This window comes from Xanthobacter sp. DMC12, assembly GCF_056314105.1.
The window spans coordinates 704,055-719,740 of sequence record NZ_JBQUYZ010000001.1; the positions used below are offsets into that span (position 1 = coordinate 704,055).

Annotated in this window: 14 protein-coding genes; 11 read left to right on the forward strand and 3 right to left on the reverse strand. The window is 69.7% G+C overall.

Going from position 1 to position 15,686, the window contains the following annotated elements:
* Positions 1–75 precede the first annotated feature (75 nt).
* Complete coding sequence (locus ACT535_RS03195) at positions 76–963, forward strand: DUF1194 domain-containing protein (protein WP_476363340.1); 888 nt, start codon at positions 76–78, stop codon at positions 961–963.
* Positions 964–1,042: 79 nt separating this feature from the next.
* Here the strand turns inward: ACT535_RS03195 and fni are convergent, their stop codons facing one another.
* Positions 1,043–2,074 (reverse strand): type 2 isopentenyl-diphosphate Delta-isomerase, encoded by a 1,032-nt coding sequence (gene fni, locus ACT535_RS03200; RefSeq protein ID WP_168457935.1) that lies wholly within the window; start codon positions 2,072–2,074, stop codon positions 1,043–1,045.
* Between the two features lie 255 nt (positions 2,075–2,329).
* Between fni and ACT535_RS03205 the strand changes: the two genes are divergently transcribed.
* From ACT535_RS03205 to ACT535_RS03240, 8 genes are all read left to right on the forward strand, one after another.
* A complete protein-coding gene (locus ACT535_RS03205) occupies positions 2,330–3,334 on the forward strand; it encodes a polyprenyl synthetase family protein (protein WP_476363341.1) in 1,005 nt (334 codons plus the stop codon).
* Entirely contained in the window at positions 3,331–4,305 is a 975-nt protein-coding gene (locus ACT535_RS03210) for an ABC transporter ATP-binding protein (RefSeq protein WP_476363342.1), read from the forward strand. Before ACT535_RS03205 ends, ACT535_RS03210 begins: the two co-directional genes overlap by 4 nt.
* Positions 4,302–5,492 (forward strand): ABC transporter permease, encoded by a 1,191-nt coding sequence (locus ACT535_RS03215; protein WP_476363343.1) that lies wholly within the window; start codon positions 4,302–4,304, stop codon positions 5,490–5,492. The genes ACT535_RS03210 and ACT535_RS03215 overlap by 4 nt, the downstream gene beginning before the upstream one ends.
* 88 nt (positions 5,493–5,580) lie before the next feature.
* Entirely contained in the window at positions 5,581–6,312 is a 732-nt protein-coding gene (locus ACT535_RS03220) for a heme ABC transporter permease (RefSeq protein ID WP_476330773.1), read from the forward strand.
* 10 nt (positions 6,313–6,322) lie between these two features.
* The gene (gene ccmD, locus ACT535_RS03225; RefSeq protein WP_476363344.1) at positions 6,323–6,493 is read left to right on the forward strand and encodes a heme exporter protein CcmD; all 171 of its coding nucleotides are present in this window, start codon (positions 6,323–6,325) and stop codon (positions 6,491–6,493) included.
* On the forward strand, positions 6,490–7,086 hold the full coding sequence (locus ACT535_RS03230; protein WP_168457941.1) for a DsbE family thiol:disulfide interchange protein: 597 nt from the start codon (positions 6,490–6,492) through the stop codon (positions 7,084–7,086). Before ccmD ends, ACT535_RS03230 begins: the two co-directional genes overlap by 4 nt.
* 37 nt (positions 7,087–7,123) lie before the next feature.
* Complete coding sequence (locus tag ACT535_RS03235; RefSeq protein ID WP_476363345.1) at positions 7,124–7,942, forward strand: HesA/MoeB/ThiF family protein; 819 nt, start codon at positions 7,124–7,126, stop codon at positions 7,940–7,942.
* 3 nt (positions 7,943–7,945) lie between these two features.
* The gene (locus tag ACT535_RS03240) at positions 7,946–8,887 is read left to right on the forward strand and encodes a glycosyltransferase domain-containing protein (protein ID WP_476363346.1); all 942 of its coding nucleotides are present in this window, start codon (positions 7,946–7,948) and stop codon (positions 8,885–8,887) included.
* A gap of 12 nt (positions 8,888–8,899) precedes the next feature.
* On the opposite strand, the gene ACT535_RS03245 is transcribed toward ACT535_RS03240, so the two are convergent.
* Complete coding sequence (locus ACT535_RS03245; protein ID WP_168457944.1) at positions 8,900–9,901, reverse strand: 2-hydroxyacid dehydrogenase; 1,002 nt, start codon at positions 9,899–9,901, stop codon at positions 8,900–8,902.
* Between the two features lie 156 nt (positions 9,902–10,057).
* Here ACT535_RS03245 and ACT535_RS03250 point away from each other — a divergent pair, with 156 nt between their 5' ends.
* Positions 10,058–10,606 carry an SH3 domain-containing protein gene (locus ACT535_RS03250; RefSeq protein WP_024278890.1) on the forward strand — a complete coding sequence of 183 codons (549 nt, stop codon included), beginning with the start codon at positions 10,058–10,060 and terminating at the stop codon, positions 10,604–10,606.
* Between the two features lie 30 nt (positions 10,607–10,636).
* On the opposite strand, the gene ACT535_RS03255 is transcribed toward ACT535_RS03250, so the two are convergent.
* Entirely contained in the window at positions 10,637–10,957 is a 321-nt protein-coding gene (locus ACT535_RS03255; RefSeq protein ID WP_168457945.1) for a 2Fe-2S iron-sulfur cluster-binding protein, read from the reverse strand.
* A gap of 383 nt (positions 10,958–11,340) precedes the next feature.
* Here ACT535_RS03255 and ACT535_RS03260 point away from each other — a divergent pair, with 383 nt between their 5' ends.
* Positions 11,341–15,663 (forward strand): apolipoprotein A-IV repeat region-like domain-containing protein, encoded by a 4,323-nt coding sequence (locus ACT535_RS03260; protein WP_476363347.1) that lies wholly within the window; start codon positions 11,341–11,343, stop codon positions 15,661–15,663.
* The last annotated feature ends 23 nt before the right edge of the window (positions 15,664–15,686 follow it).

The following is a 15,686-nucleotide window of genomic DNA, read 5'->3' on the forward strand; positions in this document are numbered from 1 at the left end:
CTCCCGGGACGGGATCGGTGTCAGCATTTCACGGACGTGATGCCGCACCGTTCCTTCCACGGGAGGAAGCTGTCCATGTCCTCGCGCCAAATGTCTTCGCGCCCAATATCTTCGCGCTCGACGTCCTCGCGCCGGCTCTGTGCTGTCGATCCCGCCCGCCTGCTGACGTCGGGCCTTCTCGTCTTCGGCCTTCTCCACACGGCGCCGGCCGTTGCCGGCGGATCCGGCAAGGTCGCCGTGGATGTGGAATTGGTCCTCGCGGTCGATGTCTCCTATTCCATGGACGCCGACGAGCTTGCCCTGCAGCGCGAGGGCTATGCCTCCGCCATCACCTCCCGCGAGTTCCTCGATGCGCTGCGTCTCGGCCCCAATGGGCGGATCGCGGTCGAATATGTGGAGTGGGCCGGCGAGAATGAGCAGAAGATCGTGGTGGACTGGCGCATCATCGATGGCCCCGAGAGCGCGAAGGCGTTCTCCGAGGCGGTGCGGGCCGCGCCCATCCGGCGCATCTACCGCACCTCCATCTCCGGCGCCCTCTTGTTCGCCGCCGACCAGTTCGACCTCAACGGCTTCCGCGGCCTGCGCAAGGTCATCGACGTGTCGGGCGACGGCGTGAACAACCAGGGGCCCCCCGTGGCGCTGGCGCGCGATTCGGTGGTCAGGCGCGGCATCACCGTGAACGGGCTGCCCCTGCTGATGAAGCGCTCCGCCTCGTCCGCGCTCGATATCCCGGAGCTGGATATCTATTACGAGGACTGCGTGACCGGCGGCCCCGGCGCCTTCGTCATTCCGGTCGAGACCATGGCGGAATTCTCCCGCGCCATCCGCACCAAGCTGGTGCTGGAGGTGGCCGGCGTGGTGCCGAAGCCCGGTCCGGGCCTCATCCAGCATGCCTCCGCCGAGCAGCCGCGGATCTCTTGCACCATCGGCGAGAAGATCTGGATGGATCATTGGGCGAATTGAGGCCGCGGCGGGGTGGGCGCCCGTCTCGGCACAGCCGTCGCGCTCCGGCTCGACCGGAGGACGACACAAAACGGTCGCATCAGCGCGCGTCCACCAGCGGCACCCCGCGCAGGTCCTCAAGGCTGCCAGCCCCCGCCACGAAGGCGGCGATGCGCAACTGCTCGGCCAACAGCTCGAAATGGGCAATGACGGCTTCGGTCGAGGTCACGGCCGCCTTCAGCGTCGCCGCCGCCTGCCCCACGAGATCGGCACCGAGACGGATGGCCTTCGCCGCGTCCACGCCGTCGCGGATGCCGCCGGACGCGATGATGGGAACGTCCGGGAGCGCCGCGCGCACCTCCACCACCGCATCGGCGGTGGGAATGCCCCAGCCGGCGAAGGCGTCGGCCAGCGCCCGGGTGCGGCCGGTGCCCCGGGCCCCTTCCACCAGCGCCCAATTGGTGCCACCCGCCCCCGCCACGTCGAGCGCGGCCACGCCGCACTTCACCAGCCGGCGGGCGACGGCGGCGGACAGGCCGAAGCCCACTTCCTTCACCACCACCGGCACATGGAGATAGACGCACAGGCTGGCGATGGCGTGAAGCACGCCGCGCCAGTCGCGGTCGCCGCCCTCCTGAATCGCCTCCTGCAGCGGATTGAGGTGAATGACGAGCGCATCCGCTCCGATCATCTCCACCGCCCGGCGCGCGTGGTCGCGGCCGTTGGGGGCGAGCAGCTGGGCGGCACCGAGATTGGCGAAGAGGAGGACATCCGGCGCGCGCTTGCGCAGCTCGCCACCGAGCCCCCCGGCCGCGCCGGTCTCCACCGCGATGCGCTGCGAACCCACGCCGAGGGCGATGCCCAGCGCCTGCGCAGCCTCGGCGAGGTGCGCGTTGATGGCCTCGGAGCGTGCCGGCCCCCCGGTCATGGCGGAGATGAGGAGTGGCGCCTTCAGCCGGCGGCCGAGCACGCTGGTGGAGAGGTCCACCGCATCGAGGCTCAGCTCCGGCAGCGCGCAATGGACGAAGCGCCAGCGGTCGAAGCCCGCATCCACGCGAGAGGCGACGCGATCACCGGATAGCACGATGTCGATATGATCTTCCTTGCGCCGACCGGCTGCGTTCTCGTCCATGCCCCTCCCGGCACTCCTTCGTCCCGTCGATTGCCACGCGCGATTTGCGCCGCGGCGCAGGTGCCACAGGCCGGCAAAATGTGCGGCGCGGCACAGGTCCCGCACTGGCATCATTGTGTAAGCGGTGATCTAAAGTCATTCAAGGCAACGTATGTGCCTCATGCAGGGGGATCGTCGCTCCGGGCGGCCAAGAACAGAGTGAGGGGGCGTATGGGGCAGAAGGGCGGACGGGACCGGCGGACCGAAGCTTCGGCGATGGCCTCCCGGGAAGCGCTGTCGGCGGCGGCTGGCGGTGTCGTGCTCGCCGTGGCGGCGCCGGATCCCGAGCCCGCGCACGCCCCGGATACCGCCCTGCCGGAATTCCCGCCGCGCTCCCGGGACCTCTCCTATCTTCGTGCCGTCGTGGACCGCAGGCTCGGCCTGCTGGTGCCGCCGGCGGCGTCGCATCCTGCCGTGCTGCACGCCGCCATGCGGCACATCCTGCTCGCCCCCGGCAAGCGGCTGCGGCCGCTGCTCGTGATGGCAGCCGCCATGCAGCTCGACGCCTCCGAACATGCGGTGCTCGATTTCGGCTGCGCGCTGGAGATGATCCACGCATCGTCCCTCATCATCGACGATCTGCCGTGCATGGACGACGCCATGGTGCGCCGGGCCCAGCCGACCACCCATGTGAAGTATGGCGAGGACGTCGCCGTGCTCGCGGCGGTGGCGCTGCTGTCACGGGCCCTCGGCGTCGCCGGTGCCGCGCCGGGCACGAGCGATCCTGTGCGGCTCGACGCGGTGTGCATCCTCTCCAAGGCGGTTGGCTCCCTCGGCCTGTGTGGCGGCCAGTATGACGACCTGCGCCCGAGCCCCGGCCGCTCCGTCGCGGCCACCGAGGACGTGAATCGCCGCAAGACCGGCGTGCTGTTCTCCGCCGCCGTGGAGATCGCCGGCCGCGCCGCCGCTGCTGACGATGCGCAGACCGGCCACCTCAGGGCGCTCGCTGGCCACGTGGGCAGCGCCTACCAGATTCTCGACGATATTCTCGACACCTCGGGCTCGGCCGCGGCGCTGGGCAAGGATGTGGGCAAGGACTCGAACAAGGCGACGGTCATCGCCTCCCTCGGCGCGCCGCGCGCGCGCAAGCTGTTGTCGGAGCACTTGGCGGGGGCGCTCGCAGCCTCTAAAGAACTGGGGCCCAACAAGGAGGGCCAGCAGCCCCTGCGAGATTTCATGACCGCTGCCTTCGGAGAACTGATGGGGCCGCTGGCGCCGTGAGCGCCGCCGCCCACCATTACGACGACCCGAAAGACGAAAGCCCGGCCCCGCCCCTCGCCATTCTCGGCCTCACCGCAGGCTATGGCGCGCGCAACGTGCTGGCTGGCGTCGATCTCGTGCTGCGCGCAGGAACGGTCACCGCGCTCGTCGGCCCCAACGGGGCGGGCAAGAGTACCTTGGTGCGGGCCATCTGCGGTCGCATCCCGCCGCGCACCGGAATCGTCCGCATCTGCGGCATCCCCGCCGCCGAGAGCGAGGCGCGGGCCCGCATCGGCCTCGCGCCGCAGGACATCGCCCTCTATCGCGCCCTGACCATCGCCGAGAACCTGGCCGTCTTCGCCCGCCTCGCCGGTGTGCGCCGTGGGGACGTTGCCGCCTGCGTCGCTGGCGTGATGGCGCGCACCGGCATCGAGGAGCGCGCCCACGAGCGCATCGACCGGCTTTCCGGCGGCTGGCAGCGCCGCGCCAACGTGGCGGCCGCCCTCGTCGGCAATCCGCGCCTGCTGGTGCTGGACGAGCCCACGGTGGGTGTCGACGCGCCCGCCCGCGCCGACCTTGCCGCGCTGGTGCAGCGGCTGGCGGCGGACGGGCTCGGCGTTCTCGTCATCACCCACGATTTCGCCTTCGCCGAAGAGGTGGCCGAGCGTGTCGCCATCCTCTCCGAGGGACGCATCGCGCTGGAGGGGCGGCTCGCCGCCCTGATTGCCGCGCGCTTTCCCAACCAGCGGCGCGCCGCCGTGACCTTCGCCACGCCCCCCTCGCCGAACGGGCGACAGGTGCTCGCCCTGCGTGGGCTGAGCGGCGATGAAGGCGGCACTTCCTTCAGCGGCGTCGTCTCCGATACGCCGGAGGGCGCGGGCGGGCTCATTGCCGCGCTCAAGGTGGCCGGCCTCGTGCCGCGTACCATCGCCTTCGAGGCCGCGGGCCTTGATGCGCTCTATGCCGACGTGACCGGGAGCCCGCCGCCATGATGGGCGCCATCGTTCGGGCCATGGCGCTCACCCTGATGCGCGACCGCGGCGCGCTGATGATGACGTTCGTGCTGCCGCCGGTGCTGTTCATCCTGTTCGCCGCGGTGTTCGCCGGCACGGGAGGCGAAACCTCGGTCATCAAGGTGGCCGCGGCGCGGACCACCGATGCGCCGTCGGCCACGGCCTTCCTCACGGCGCTCGGCCGCGCCAGCGACAACGATCTCGTCCTCGTCACGCCCGAGGAGGTCCGCGCCCGGGTGGCAGACGGCCGCGCCGATGTGGGCCTGGTGGTGCGGGGCGATGTGGCTGCCGCCACCGACAAGCCGCCGCTGCTGGTCATCACGGACCCCGCCCGCAATGTTGCCGCCGCCCTGCTCTCGGCGCGCATCCAACGCGTGTTCACCGACGACCTCCCGGGCCTCGCCATCCGCCGCGTGGCGGCGCAGATCCAGGTGCTGGTGGGCGCCTTCTCGCCGGAGCAGACATCGCGGCTGGAGCAGTCCATCGCCCGCGCACCGGAACTGGTGGCAGGGGGTGGCGCCGAGCTGATGGAGCGCCAGCCGCTCACCCGCCGCCGCTCCGAGCCGGGGGTGAGCTATTATGCCGGTGCCATCGCCATGCTGTTCCTGCTGTTCTCGGCCGTGCAGGGCGCCGGGAGCCTCGTGGAGGAGCGGCGATCCGGCGTGTTCGACCGTATCGTCATGAGCCGCGGCGGCGTGCTGGCGCTGGTGGGCGGCAAGCTCGCCTTCCTGATTTTGCAGGGCCTCGCGCTCTCGGCGGTGCTGTTTGCCGTGGCACAGGTCGTCTATGGCGTGAACGTGCTGCCGAATTTCTGGACCTTCGCCGCCGTCGCGATCGCCGCCTCGGCCGCCGCCGCCGGCATCGCCCTGCCGCTGGCGGCGGTGTCGCGCACCCGCCAGCAGGCGCAGACGCTCTCCACCTTCGCGGTCCTGCTCCTCTCCGCCGTGGGCGGCAGTATGGTGCCGCGCTTCCTCATGCCGGAATGGCTCCAGCAGGCCGGCGTGCTGACCCCCACGGCCTGGGGCATCGAGGCCTTTCAGGGCGCGCTCTGGCGCGGCGAGGGCATGGCGACGCTCGCGCCGTCGCTCCTGATCCTGCTCGGCTGGGCCGCCGCCGGTGCCGCCGTGACGCTCTGGTTCATCCGCCGTCAGGTCCGGCTGGCCTGACCGTCCGGCCCCGGCGGCCCCCTGCGACACGAAATCCTGAACGCCCTCTGCGCTTCCATCCGGCGCGCGCGCACACTAGAACGCGGTCATGGCGATCCTCGACCTTGCCAATCCGGTCCGCTTCCTCAGCCTGTCCGCGCGCATCCTGCCCTGGATCGCCGCCGCGGCGGTGGTGACGCTCGCAATCGGCTTTTATCTCGCCTTCCAGGCGCCGCCCGATTACCAGCAGGGCGAGACGGTCCGCATCATGTACATCCACGTGCCGTTCGCGTGGCTGGGCCTGTTCGGCTACTCGATGATGGCGGCCTCCTCCATCGGCATCCTCGTGTGGCGGCATCCTCTGGCCGACGTGGCGCACAAGGCCGCCGCGCCGGTGGGCGCGACCTTCACCGCTCTGTGCCTCATCACCGGCGCGCTCTGGGGCCGGCCCATGTGGGGCACCTACTGGGTATGGGATGCGCGGCTCACCTCCATGCTGGTGCTGCTGCTGCTCTATCTCGGCCTGATGGCCCTGCGTGCGGCCATCGACGATCCCAACCGCGCCGGCCGCGCCGCCGCCGTGCTCACGCTGGTGGGCTTCATCAACGTGCCCATCGTGAAGTTCTCCGTGGACTGGTGGAATACCCTCCACCAGCCCGCTTCCGTCTTCCGCATGGGCGGCTCCACCATCGATTCCAGCCTGCTGTGGCCGCTGCTCATCTGCGCCGTCGGCTTCACGCTGGTGTTCATCGCTCTGCACATGCTCGGCATGCGCACGGAAATCCTCCGCCGCCGGGTGCAGGCGCTGGAAGCCCGCGCCGCCGCGGAAGCTTTAGCCTGAGCCCGCGCGCATGACCCATTTCGTCTTCATCGCCGCGTCCTACGGCGTCTCGCTCCTCGCCCTCGGGCTTCTGGCCCTCTGGCTGATGCTTGATTATCGCAACCAGCGCCGCACCCTTTCGGAGCTGGAGGCGCGGGGCGTCGGCCGCCGCAGGACCAATCGCACGGGAGAAGCGGAATGAGCGATCCCGTCGTTACCCCCGCCCGTCCGCGTCGCCGTCTCTGGCTGGTCGCGCTGCCGCTGGTGGTGTTCCTCGCTCTGGCCGCCTTGTTCTTCTCGCGGCTGGAGACCGGGGGCGATCCCTCGCGCATTCCCTCTGCGCTGGTGGGCAAGAAGGCGCCGGTCGTCACCCTGCCCCCGCTCGCCGGGCTGAAGGGGCCGGACGGCCAGCCGCTCCCGGGCATCGACCTCGCAGCGCTGGGCGGCAAGCCGGCCCTTGTAAATGTATGGGCTTCCTGGTGTGGCCCGTGCCGCGACGAGCATCCCATCCTGATGCAGCTCGGCAAGGATCCGCGCTTCAGCCTCGTGGGCATCAACTACAAGGACGCGCCGGACAACGCCCGCCGCTTCCTCGGCCAGTTCGGCCTGCCCTATCAGGCGGTGGGGGTCGACCCCAACGGGCGCGCAGCCATAGAATGGGGCGTATACGGTGTGCCCGAAACCTTCGTGGTCTCGAAGGATGGCACCATCGTCCACAAGTTCGTGGGGCCCCTGACACCCGAGGTGGTGACGGGCACGCTCCTGCCGATGATGGCACGTCTCTCCGGCGGCTGAGGCCCAGCCCCCCGAGCCGTCGCCCGAGGAAATCCCGATGGCCTTCTCCCCCGAAGAGATCGAGCGCTACGCCCGCCACATTGTGCTGCATGACGTGGGCGGGCCGGGCCAGCAGAAGCTCAAGGCGGCGACCGTGCTGGTGATCGGCGCGGGCGGCCTCGGCGCGCCGGTGCTGCTCTATCTTGCGGCGGCCGGGGTGGGACGGCTGATCCTGGTGGAGGACGATGTCGTCTCCCTCTCCAATCTCCAGCGGCAGGTGATTCACCGCACCCAGGACATCGACCGGCTGAAGACCGACAGCGCCCGCGACGCCGTGGCCGCCCTCAACCCCCATGTGGAGCTGGTGACGCATCCGGTGCGGATCGATGCCGGCAACGCGCTGGAGCTGATCGCTGAGGCCGATCTGGTGGTGGACGGGTCGGACAATTTCTCCACCCGCTACCTCGTCTCGGATGCCTGCGTGCTGGCGAAGAAGCCGCTGGTGACGGCGGCGCTGGGGGCGTTTGATGCCACCATCACCACCATCCGCGCCCACGAGCGTGCTCCGGACGGCACGCCCAATCCCACCTATCGCTGCCTCTTCCCCGAGCCGCCGCCGGCCGGCACCGTGCCCGCCTGCGCCGAGGCCGGGGTGCTCGGCGCGCTGGCCGGGGTCGCTGGTTCGCTCGCGGCGCTGGAGGCCATCCGCGCCATCGTCGGCTTCGGCGATCCGCTGGTGGGGCGCCTCTTGATGATCGACGCCCGCTCCATGCGCTTCGAGACTCTGAGCTATGGCTGGGACCCGGAGAACCCTTTGACCGGCGAAGGCCCGCGCATCACCGACCTGTCGGGGCACAAGCGCAGCGCGGCGGCCTGAGGCATGACGGGACCGCGTGCGTGCGTCTATACATGCCTCATCGGCGGCTACGAGGCGCTGAACGAGCAGCCCATGGCCGCCGCCTCCGGCCTCGACTTCCTCTGCTTCACCGATGATCCGACGCTCACCAGCGCCTCGTGGAAGCTGGTGCCCTATGCGCCGGCCTTCCCCCTCGACCCGGTGCGCAGCCAGCGTATCGTCAAGCTTTCGCCGCACGATGTGTTGCCGGGCTACGATGTCTCGCTCTACATCGACAACAGCGTCATCCTGACGGTGCCGCCGGAAGAGGTGATCGCGCGCTATCTGCCCAAGAGCCAAGTGGCGGCCATGCCGGGGCACAGCTTCCGGGCCAGCGTGCGCGACGAATTCATGGAAGTGCTGCGCATGGGCCTCGACGATGGCGGCCGGGTGCTGGAACAGCTCAACCATTACATGCTGAGCGACCCAGCTGCGCTGGAGGCGGTCCCCTTCTGGTCCGCCATCATCCTGCGCCGCCACCACGACCCTGCGGTCATCACCGCCATGCGCCTCTGGCTGGCGCAGGTGCTGCGCTACTCCCGCCGCGACCAGCTCTCGGGCACCCATGCGCTGGCCCGATCCGGGCTGGAGGTGGCGCGATTCGAGGTGGACAATCTCGGGTCGTGGTTCCACCGCTGGCCGGTCACCCCTGCGCGCAACCGGGATGCCTTCCCCTTCTCGCCCACCCATAGCCAGTTACCAGCCAGCCTGCTGGCGGACGACTGGCGGCGGGAGCGCGCGGCGCTGGAAGCGCGGATCGCGGCGCTGGAGCAGGCGCAGTCCGAGGCGACGACTGTATTCGAGACTGAATCCGCGCCGAACGCGCCTGAACCGGTGCCGAACAGCCCCCGAACGGCACCGGAATCCGGGCCTGTCAGCCGGCTCGCACGTTTTGCGAGCCGCCTTGCCGGCCGCAGCCGGAGCTGAGGCGTTTCCGCCTCAGAGCATCGCTGGCAGCACGCGATCCGGCGGACGGTGGCCGTCCATGAAGGTCTTGATGTTGACGATGACCTTCTCGCCCATGTCCACGCGGCCTTCCAGCGTCGCGGAGCCAAGGTGCGGCAGCAGAACGACTTTTCCCTGCTTGGCGAGGCGCACCAGCTTCGGGTTCACCGCCGGCTCGTGCTCGAACACGTCAAGACCGGCACCGGCGATCTCGCCGGCTTCCAGCAGGCGGGTCAAGGCGTTCTCGTCGATCACCTCGCCGCGCGCCGTGTTCACCACATAAGCGTCTGGCTTCAACAGCTTAAGACGGCGGGCGGAGAGCAGGTGGTAGGTCGCGGGGGTGTGCGGGCAGTTCACGGACACGATGTCCATGCGCGCCAGCATCTGGTCCAGGCTGTCCCAATAGGTGGCGTCGAGCATTTCCTCGATGCCGGAATTGAGGCGGCGGCGGTTATGGTAATGAATCTGCAGGCCAAATGCCTTGGCGCGCCGCGCCACCGCCTGGCCGATGCGGCCCATGCCGATGATGCCGAGGCGCTTGCCCCAGATCCGCCGGCCAAGCATCCAGGTGGGCGACCAGCCGGCCCATTCTTCCTTGTCGGCGATCATCACCTGTGCGCCTTCGGCGAGACGCCGGGGCACGGAGAGGATCAGCGCCATGGTCATGTCCGCGGTGTCCTCGGTGAGGACGCCGGGGGTGTTGGTGACCGTGATGCCCCGGTTCAGCGCACTGGCAACGTCGATATGGTCGACGCCATTGGAGAAGGAGGCGATCAGTCGCAGGTTTTCCCCAGCCTGCGAGAGCACCGCCGTATCTATACGGTCGGTGACGGTCGGCACGAGAACGTCCGCCGTCTTCACCGCCTCCACCAGCGCGGCCTGATCCATGGGCACGTCGTCGATGTTGAGTTTCGCATCGAACAGCTCACGCATCCGCGTCTCGACCGAGTCGGGCAGCTTGCGCGTGACAACGACGAGGGGCTTGCGACGCACCATCGTTACTCCCCATTCCCCATTTCTTAACGGTTCTGGTCCCGTCTATCAGACAGCCGGGGAAACACAAGGCGCGCCGGGACGCAGGGCCTTGACGTGCCCGCCGCGTCGGCGCACCCCTCCGGTCTGTTAGGTGCGATGCGAAAGGACGATCCCATCATGCCCGCAAAGCGAACTCATCTGAAGCGAAGCCTCGACAGCCGGTCGGTGAAAGCCCTGGCCCTTGCGGCGGCGATGATGGTGGGAACGGCTGCGGGGGCAGTCGCCGCCGAGCCCGGCACCTCCGGCCTCCCGGTCCCGCGCTTTGTCTCGCTCAAGGCCGACAAGGTGAACGTCCGCAACGGGCCGAACCGGGACCAGGACGTGGCCTGGGTGTTCAACCGCGCTGGCCTGCCGGTGGAGGTGACGGCTGAATACGAGACGTGGCGCCGCATCCGCGATGCCGACGGCGCGGAGGGATGGGTGTACCACTCCATGCTATCGCTGCGGCGGACCGCCCTCGTCGCGCCGTGGCTGAAGGGCGAGACCGTGCCCCTGCGCGGCTCCGCCGACGCCGACGCCAAGGTGGTGGCGAAGCTGGAGCCGAGCGTGCTCGGCGTGGTGAAGACCTGCGACGGCAAGTTCTGCCGCATTACCGGCGACGGCTTCGACGGCTATGTGCAGCAGAACCAGCTGTTCGGCGTCTATCCCGGCGAGAAGGTGGACTGAGGGGAGGCCCGCCCCCCTCGCCTGCCGGTATCAGCCCTGCGTCTCGGGCGTGTGCAGCACCAGCCCGTCCAGCGCCGCCGTCAGCTTGATCTGGCAGGACAGGCGGGAGGTGGGGCGAAGGTCGGTCGCGAAATCGAGCATCCCTTCCTCCATCTCGGAGGGCTGGCCGACCTTTTCCATCCAGGCTTCGTCCACATAGACGTGGCAGGTCGCGCAGGCGCAGGCGCCACCGCATTCCGCGACGATGCCCGGAACGCCGTTGCGCACCGCGGTCTCCATGGCGGTAGCACCTTCCGGCCCATCGACCTTGTGGACGGCGCCTGTGTGTTCGATAAAGGTAATGGCAACCATAGAGTGTCGCTTCCCGGCTTCCGCCGCAGGCGCGGCGGTGGCTTCATCGGACGGCTCGCGCGCCTCGGCCTGATGACCGCGGCGGGGCCGCTTTCCGGACACTGGCTATAGCGGCTTGCCTCGCGCCGCACCAGCGCGCGAGCCGATTGTCGCGAGCTGCGCGCGCAGCGGTCCAACGGCCAAGCTCAAGCCAAGTGGCTCGATATTAACGATATCTTCATTAATGCGGCAGGGGCGGTTCAAACGGAGCCGCGCCCTGTCTAGGATAAGAAACGATAAACCATCTTCGTCCGGCCTCGCCGGATGACGGGGGCGTGTACGGGTATCGGAGCTACGGGCGGCATCATGCCCCGGCACCGAAAGCGGGCAGAGGCGACAGCGAGATGAAGAACCCGAAGAAGATCCAGGATCCGACCGAGGCGGCTCTGTCGGCCATCCAGGAGGCTCTGACGCTCGAGCTCGACAATGCCGAGGCCAATGCGGCCGCGGCCAAGGGAGGCGATGCGCCCCTGCCGCCGGACCGTGGAACCCCGCTCGATCGACCGCCCGCCCCGGAACGTGTCCTCGCCGGTCCCGGACCGCAGCGTGAAGGCCGGCCCATCAACCGCCGCCCGCGGCCTCCCGAGGGCGGTGAGGTTCGTGTCGAAGGCGGCCGCCGCGAAGGCGCGCCCCGCCCCCGCAGTGAGGCCGAGCGCCGCGCCGCCAACGATGACCGCCAGCCCATCGGCCAGCTCCTCGGCCAGTTGCAGAAGAAGCCCTCCGCCACGCCCTTCTACTGGGCGACGGGCGCCTCACTGGTGTGGATCATCGTCGGCATCATCTTCGCCTACACCGTCCACCACGGCCTGATGGCAAGCTCCAACGGGCTCCAGTCGCTGGGCGACTCCCCGGCGCTGCTCGGCATTTTCGCCGGCATCCTCATTCCGCCGCTCGCCTTCTTCGGCATGGCCAGCATCGTGCGCCGGTCGCTGGAGCTGCAGGGCATCGCCCGCTCCATGACCGAGGTCGCCCTGCGCCTCGCCCAGCCGGAATCCATCGCCACCGAAAGCGTGGTCACGGTCGGCCAGGCCGTGCGCCGCGAGGTGGCCGCCATGGGTGACGGCATGGACCGCGCGGTCGCCCGCGCCGGCGAGCTGGAGGCCATGGTCCGCGCCGAGGTCGCGACCCTGGAGCGCGCCTATGAGGAGAACGAGACCCGCATCCGCACCCTCATCGACGATCTGCAGGCCGAGCGCCACAACATCCAGATCGAGACCGAGCGCCTGCGCGAAGGCATCATCGCCGCCGAGACGGTGCTCTCCAGCGAGGTGAAGGACGTCGCCTCCCGCATCCACACCACCATGATGGAAGCGAGCGAGCAGGTAACCGAGATCCTCGGCCAGAAGGGCGAGCACATCACCGCCGCCCTCGCCCGCGTGGGCGACAGCATGATCGACAGCCTGACCGCCAAGGGCGGCGAGCTGATCGACCGCCTCCAGCTCACCGGCTCCGACATCCGTCAGGACCTCTCCGAATCCGGCGACCTGCTGGTGGAGACCCTGCGCTCGCGTACGGACGACCTCGCCTCCAATCTGCTCGCCACCACCACCGACGTGTCGCAGCTCGTGGAGCGCTGGGGCGACGAGGTGAGCAGCAACATCGACCGCCTCAAGCAGGGCATCGCCGACACCCTGGCCGACAATGCCGGCCGCTTCGCAGACGACATCGACGTGCGCGTGGCCGAGGTGAACTCCGCTTTCCGCGCCACCAGCGAGAGCGCGGTGGTCGAGTTCTCCACCCGCGGCGGCGAACTCGTCCGCAAGCTGGAGGAGACCGGCGAGCGTGTCGCCGAGACGCTGGCCGTGCGCGGCACCGACCTCGCCGACCGCATCGAGGCCACCGGCAACCGCATCTACGAAGCCGTCGCCGTGCGCGGCGAGGACCTGCAGCAGCGCCTGTCCGAGACCGGCGAGCGCATCACCTCTTCGCTCGACCGCTCCAGCAACCAGGTGGTCACGGCGCTGGTGGACAAGGGCCATGAGATCGCCGGGTCCCTCAACGGTGCCGGCGAGGACATGACCGAGCGCCTGTCGCGCGTCGCCACCGAGGTCACCCAGGCCATCGGTGCCCGCGGCTCCAAGGTCACGGAAGCCTTCCGCGAGACCGCCGACATCCTGGTGGCCACCATCGGCACCAAGAGCGACGCCATCAAGGAGATGCTCACCGCACGCCTCAAGGCCATGGAGGAGACCATCACCGTGCGCGGCGCCGAGCTCGCCGACCGCATGCAGCATGACTCCGCACACCTTGCCCGCGTCATGCAGGACGGCGTGAAGAATTTCGACACCACGGTGAAGGTGCATGCGCCCGAGCTGGTGGATCAGATCACCCACCGGGTGGCGCTGGTGAACGAGAACCTGCGCCTCGCCACGTCCACGTTGGACGAGCGCCTCTCCGCAACCACCGACACGGTGGCGACCATCATGGACCAGCGCTTCTCGCGCATCGAGCAGACGCTTGACCAGCGCGCCCAGAGCCTCACCGAGACGCTGGCCACGCGCACCGTCAACTTCGCGCGCACCATCGCCGAGGGCACGAAGAACGCAACCGAATCCCTCGACAAGTCGGTGGAGACGCTGGAGACCTTCTTCGCCACGCGCTCCAAGGCGCTGGGCGAGGTGCTGACCGACCGGGCCGATGCGGTGAACCGCAATATCGGCGTGCGGGCGCAGGAGATCGCCTCTGTGCTCGACGGCCGTGTCCACCGCATCGAGGAGCTGGTGCTCGGCCGCCTCGATGGCGTCGCCACGTCGCTGGAAGTGCGCGGCACGGCGATCGCGGATGCCCTTGTCGGCCGCATCGAGAACGTCTCCGGTGCCCTGCGCGCCGAGGCGAACGAGGTGGAGCGCTCGCTCACCACCCTGTCGGCCAACGTCAGCCGCACCCTGTCCGAGCATTCGGACAAGGTGGCGGACAACCTCGGCACCCGCCTGACCGAGATCGCCCATCTCATCGACGACAAGAACGGCACCTTCCTCTCTGCGCTGGAGCGCACCAGCCAGCGCGCCGTGTCGGAGATCACCGCCACCAACACCGCCCTGCGCACCGACGTGGGCGTCATCATCGAGCGCCTTGACGACGCAAACGCCACCTTCCAGGGCGCGCTGACGCAGGCGGTGTCCAACCTCGACGCCTTCGCGGGCACCTTCGCCCGCCAGGTGGAGAGCTTCGGTGGCGCGGTCTCCGGCATCACCCTCAGCGCCGATGCCACCGCCGAGCGCTTCCAGTCTCAGATCGGCTCTCTCAAGGAAGTGTCGGCCAGCGCGCTGGCGCAGATGTCGTCCCTCTCCGAGCGGCTCGACCAGAACCGCCGTCTCATGGACGAGGCCGCCCAGACGCTCGCCTCCACCCACGATCAGGTGGACAGCACCCTCGCCGCGCGCCGCGAAGCCATGGAGCAGCTTACCCGCTCCCTCGCCCAGCGTGTCGGAGACGTGGAGAGCCGCCTCGCCGCCTTCCACACCATGCTCGACCAGACCTACGCGGCTTCGCAGCAGCGGGCCGGCGAGATCGCCAACGTCATTGCGGCGGCCACGTCCGGCTCGACTGATGCGGTGGCACAGCAGCTCGCTCTGGTCCGCACGGCTGCCGACGCCGAGCGCGAGCGTTCCACCGCCGCCCTGCGCGAGACCTACGAGGCCGCGCTGAACGACGTGCAAAGCCTTTTTGGCGAGACCGGCAACCGCTTCACCGCCGTGGCCACCGACCTCAAGCGGGTGGCCGAGGACGTGCAGCAGGCCATCACCCTCGCCCGCGAGGAGATGAAGCGCGGCATCCTCGAACTGCCCGCCGAGACCGAGGCCAGCGCAGCTACCATGCGCCGCGCGGTGGCCGAGCAGATCAAGGCCCTGGCCGAACTCAACGAGATCGTCGCCCGGCAGGGTCAGGCCCTCGACGTGGTGGAGGCCTCCGCCCGCGCCGCCCACCAGGAGACCACCCGCGCCTCCCGCGAAGCGCCGCGCGAGACGGCCTCCGCCCTGCGCAGCCGCCCGGAGCGCGAACCCCGCGCCGAGAGCCCGCGTTCGGAACTCCAGCGTCCCGAGCCGGCCCGCGCCGACATCGCCCGCAGTGAGACCAGCCGCTCCGAGCCGACCCGTTCCGAAGGCGCGAGCCTTCTGCAGTCGGAACTGCGGCGCGCCCCGAGCACGCCGACGAGCCGCCGCGCCGAGCCTGCGGAGCGGCCTGCGCCGCGGCCTGCCGGACGCACCGAGGCCAACGGCGAAGAGCGCGACAGCTGGCTGACCGAGCTTCTGGCCCGCGCCTCCGGCGAGCTCAACGAGGACACTCCCCGCGCTCCCCGTGCCGCGACCCCGGCCCCGGTTACGGCGCCGGAGAGCCTCGACGACCTCTCCGCCGACATCGCCCGCATGGTCGACCATCAGGCGGCCGTGGAGATGTGGGATCGCCACAACAACGGCGAAAGCCACGTCTTCTCCCGCCGCCTCTACACCCTGCAGGGGCAGCAGACCTTCGATGCTCTGAAGCGCCGCTACCGCGCCGATGCGGGCTTCCGCGAGACCGTGGATCGCTACGTCGCCGAGTTCGAGCGGCTCATCGATCAGGTGTCCGGCGACGACCGCGGCAGCACGCTGGCGCGCACCTACCTCACCTCCGACACGGGCAAGGTCTACACCATGCTCGCCCACGCCTCCGGGCGCCTCGACTGAGGCGGAGCTGACCGACCCGGCCG

What these genes read in the sequence shown, in the direction of transcription:
- ACT535_RS03195 (WP_476363340.1), top strand. Translation starts at nt 76, where the DNA reads ATGTCCTCGCGCCAAATGTCTTCGCGCCCAATATCTTCGCGCTCGACG.
- fni (WP_168457935.1), bottom strand. Translation starts at nt 2,074, where the DNA reads ATGGACGAGAACGCAGCCGGTCGGCGCAAGGAAGATCATATCGACATC.
- ACT535_RS03205 (WP_476363341.1), top strand. Translation starts at nt 2,330, where the DNA reads ATGGCCTCCCGGGAAGCGCTGTCGGCGGCGGCTGGCGGTGTCGTGCTC.
- ACT535_RS03215 (WP_476363343.1), top strand. Translation starts at nt 4,302, where the DNA reads ATGATGGGCGCCATCGTTCGGGCCATGGCGCTCACCCTGATGCGCGAC.
- ACT535_RS03220 (WP_476330773.1), top strand. Translation starts at nt 5,581, where the DNA reads ATGGCGATCCTCGACCTTGCCAATCCGGTCCGCTTCCTCAGCCTGTCC.
- ccmD (WP_476363344.1), top strand. Translation starts at nt 6,323, where the DNA reads ATGACCCATTTCGTCTTCATCGCCGCGTCCTACGGCGTCTCGCTCCTC.
- ACT535_RS03230 (WP_168457941.1), top strand. Translation starts at nt 6,490, where the DNA reads ATGAGCGATCCCGTCGTTACCCCCGCCCGTCCGCGTCGCCGTCTCTGG.
- ACT535_RS03235 (WP_476363345.1), top strand. Translation starts at nt 7,124, where the DNA reads ATGGCCTTCTCCCCCGAAGAGATCGAGCGCTACGCCCGCCACATTGTG.
- ACT535_RS03240 (WP_476363346.1), top strand. Translation starts at nt 7,946, where the DNA reads ATGACGGGACCGCGTGCGTGCGTCTATACATGCCTCATCGGCGGCTAC.
- ACT535_RS03245 (WP_168457944.1), bottom strand. Translation starts at nt 9,901, where the DNA reads ATGGTGCGTCGCAAGCCCCTCGTCGTTGTCACGCGCAAGCTGCCCGAC.
- ACT535_RS03250 (WP_024278890.1), top strand. Translation starts at nt 10,058, where the DNA reads ATGCCCGCAAAGCGAACTCATCTGAAGCGAAGCCTCGACAGCCGGTCG.
- ACT535_RS03255 (WP_168457945.1), bottom strand. Translation starts at nt 10,957, where the DNA reads ATGGTTGCCATTACCTTTATCGAACACACAGGCGCCGTCCACAAGGTC.
- ACT535_RS03260 (WP_476363347.1), top strand. Translation starts at nt 11,341, where the DNA reads ATGAAGAACCCGAAGAAGATCCAGGATCCGACCGAGGCGGCTCTGTCG.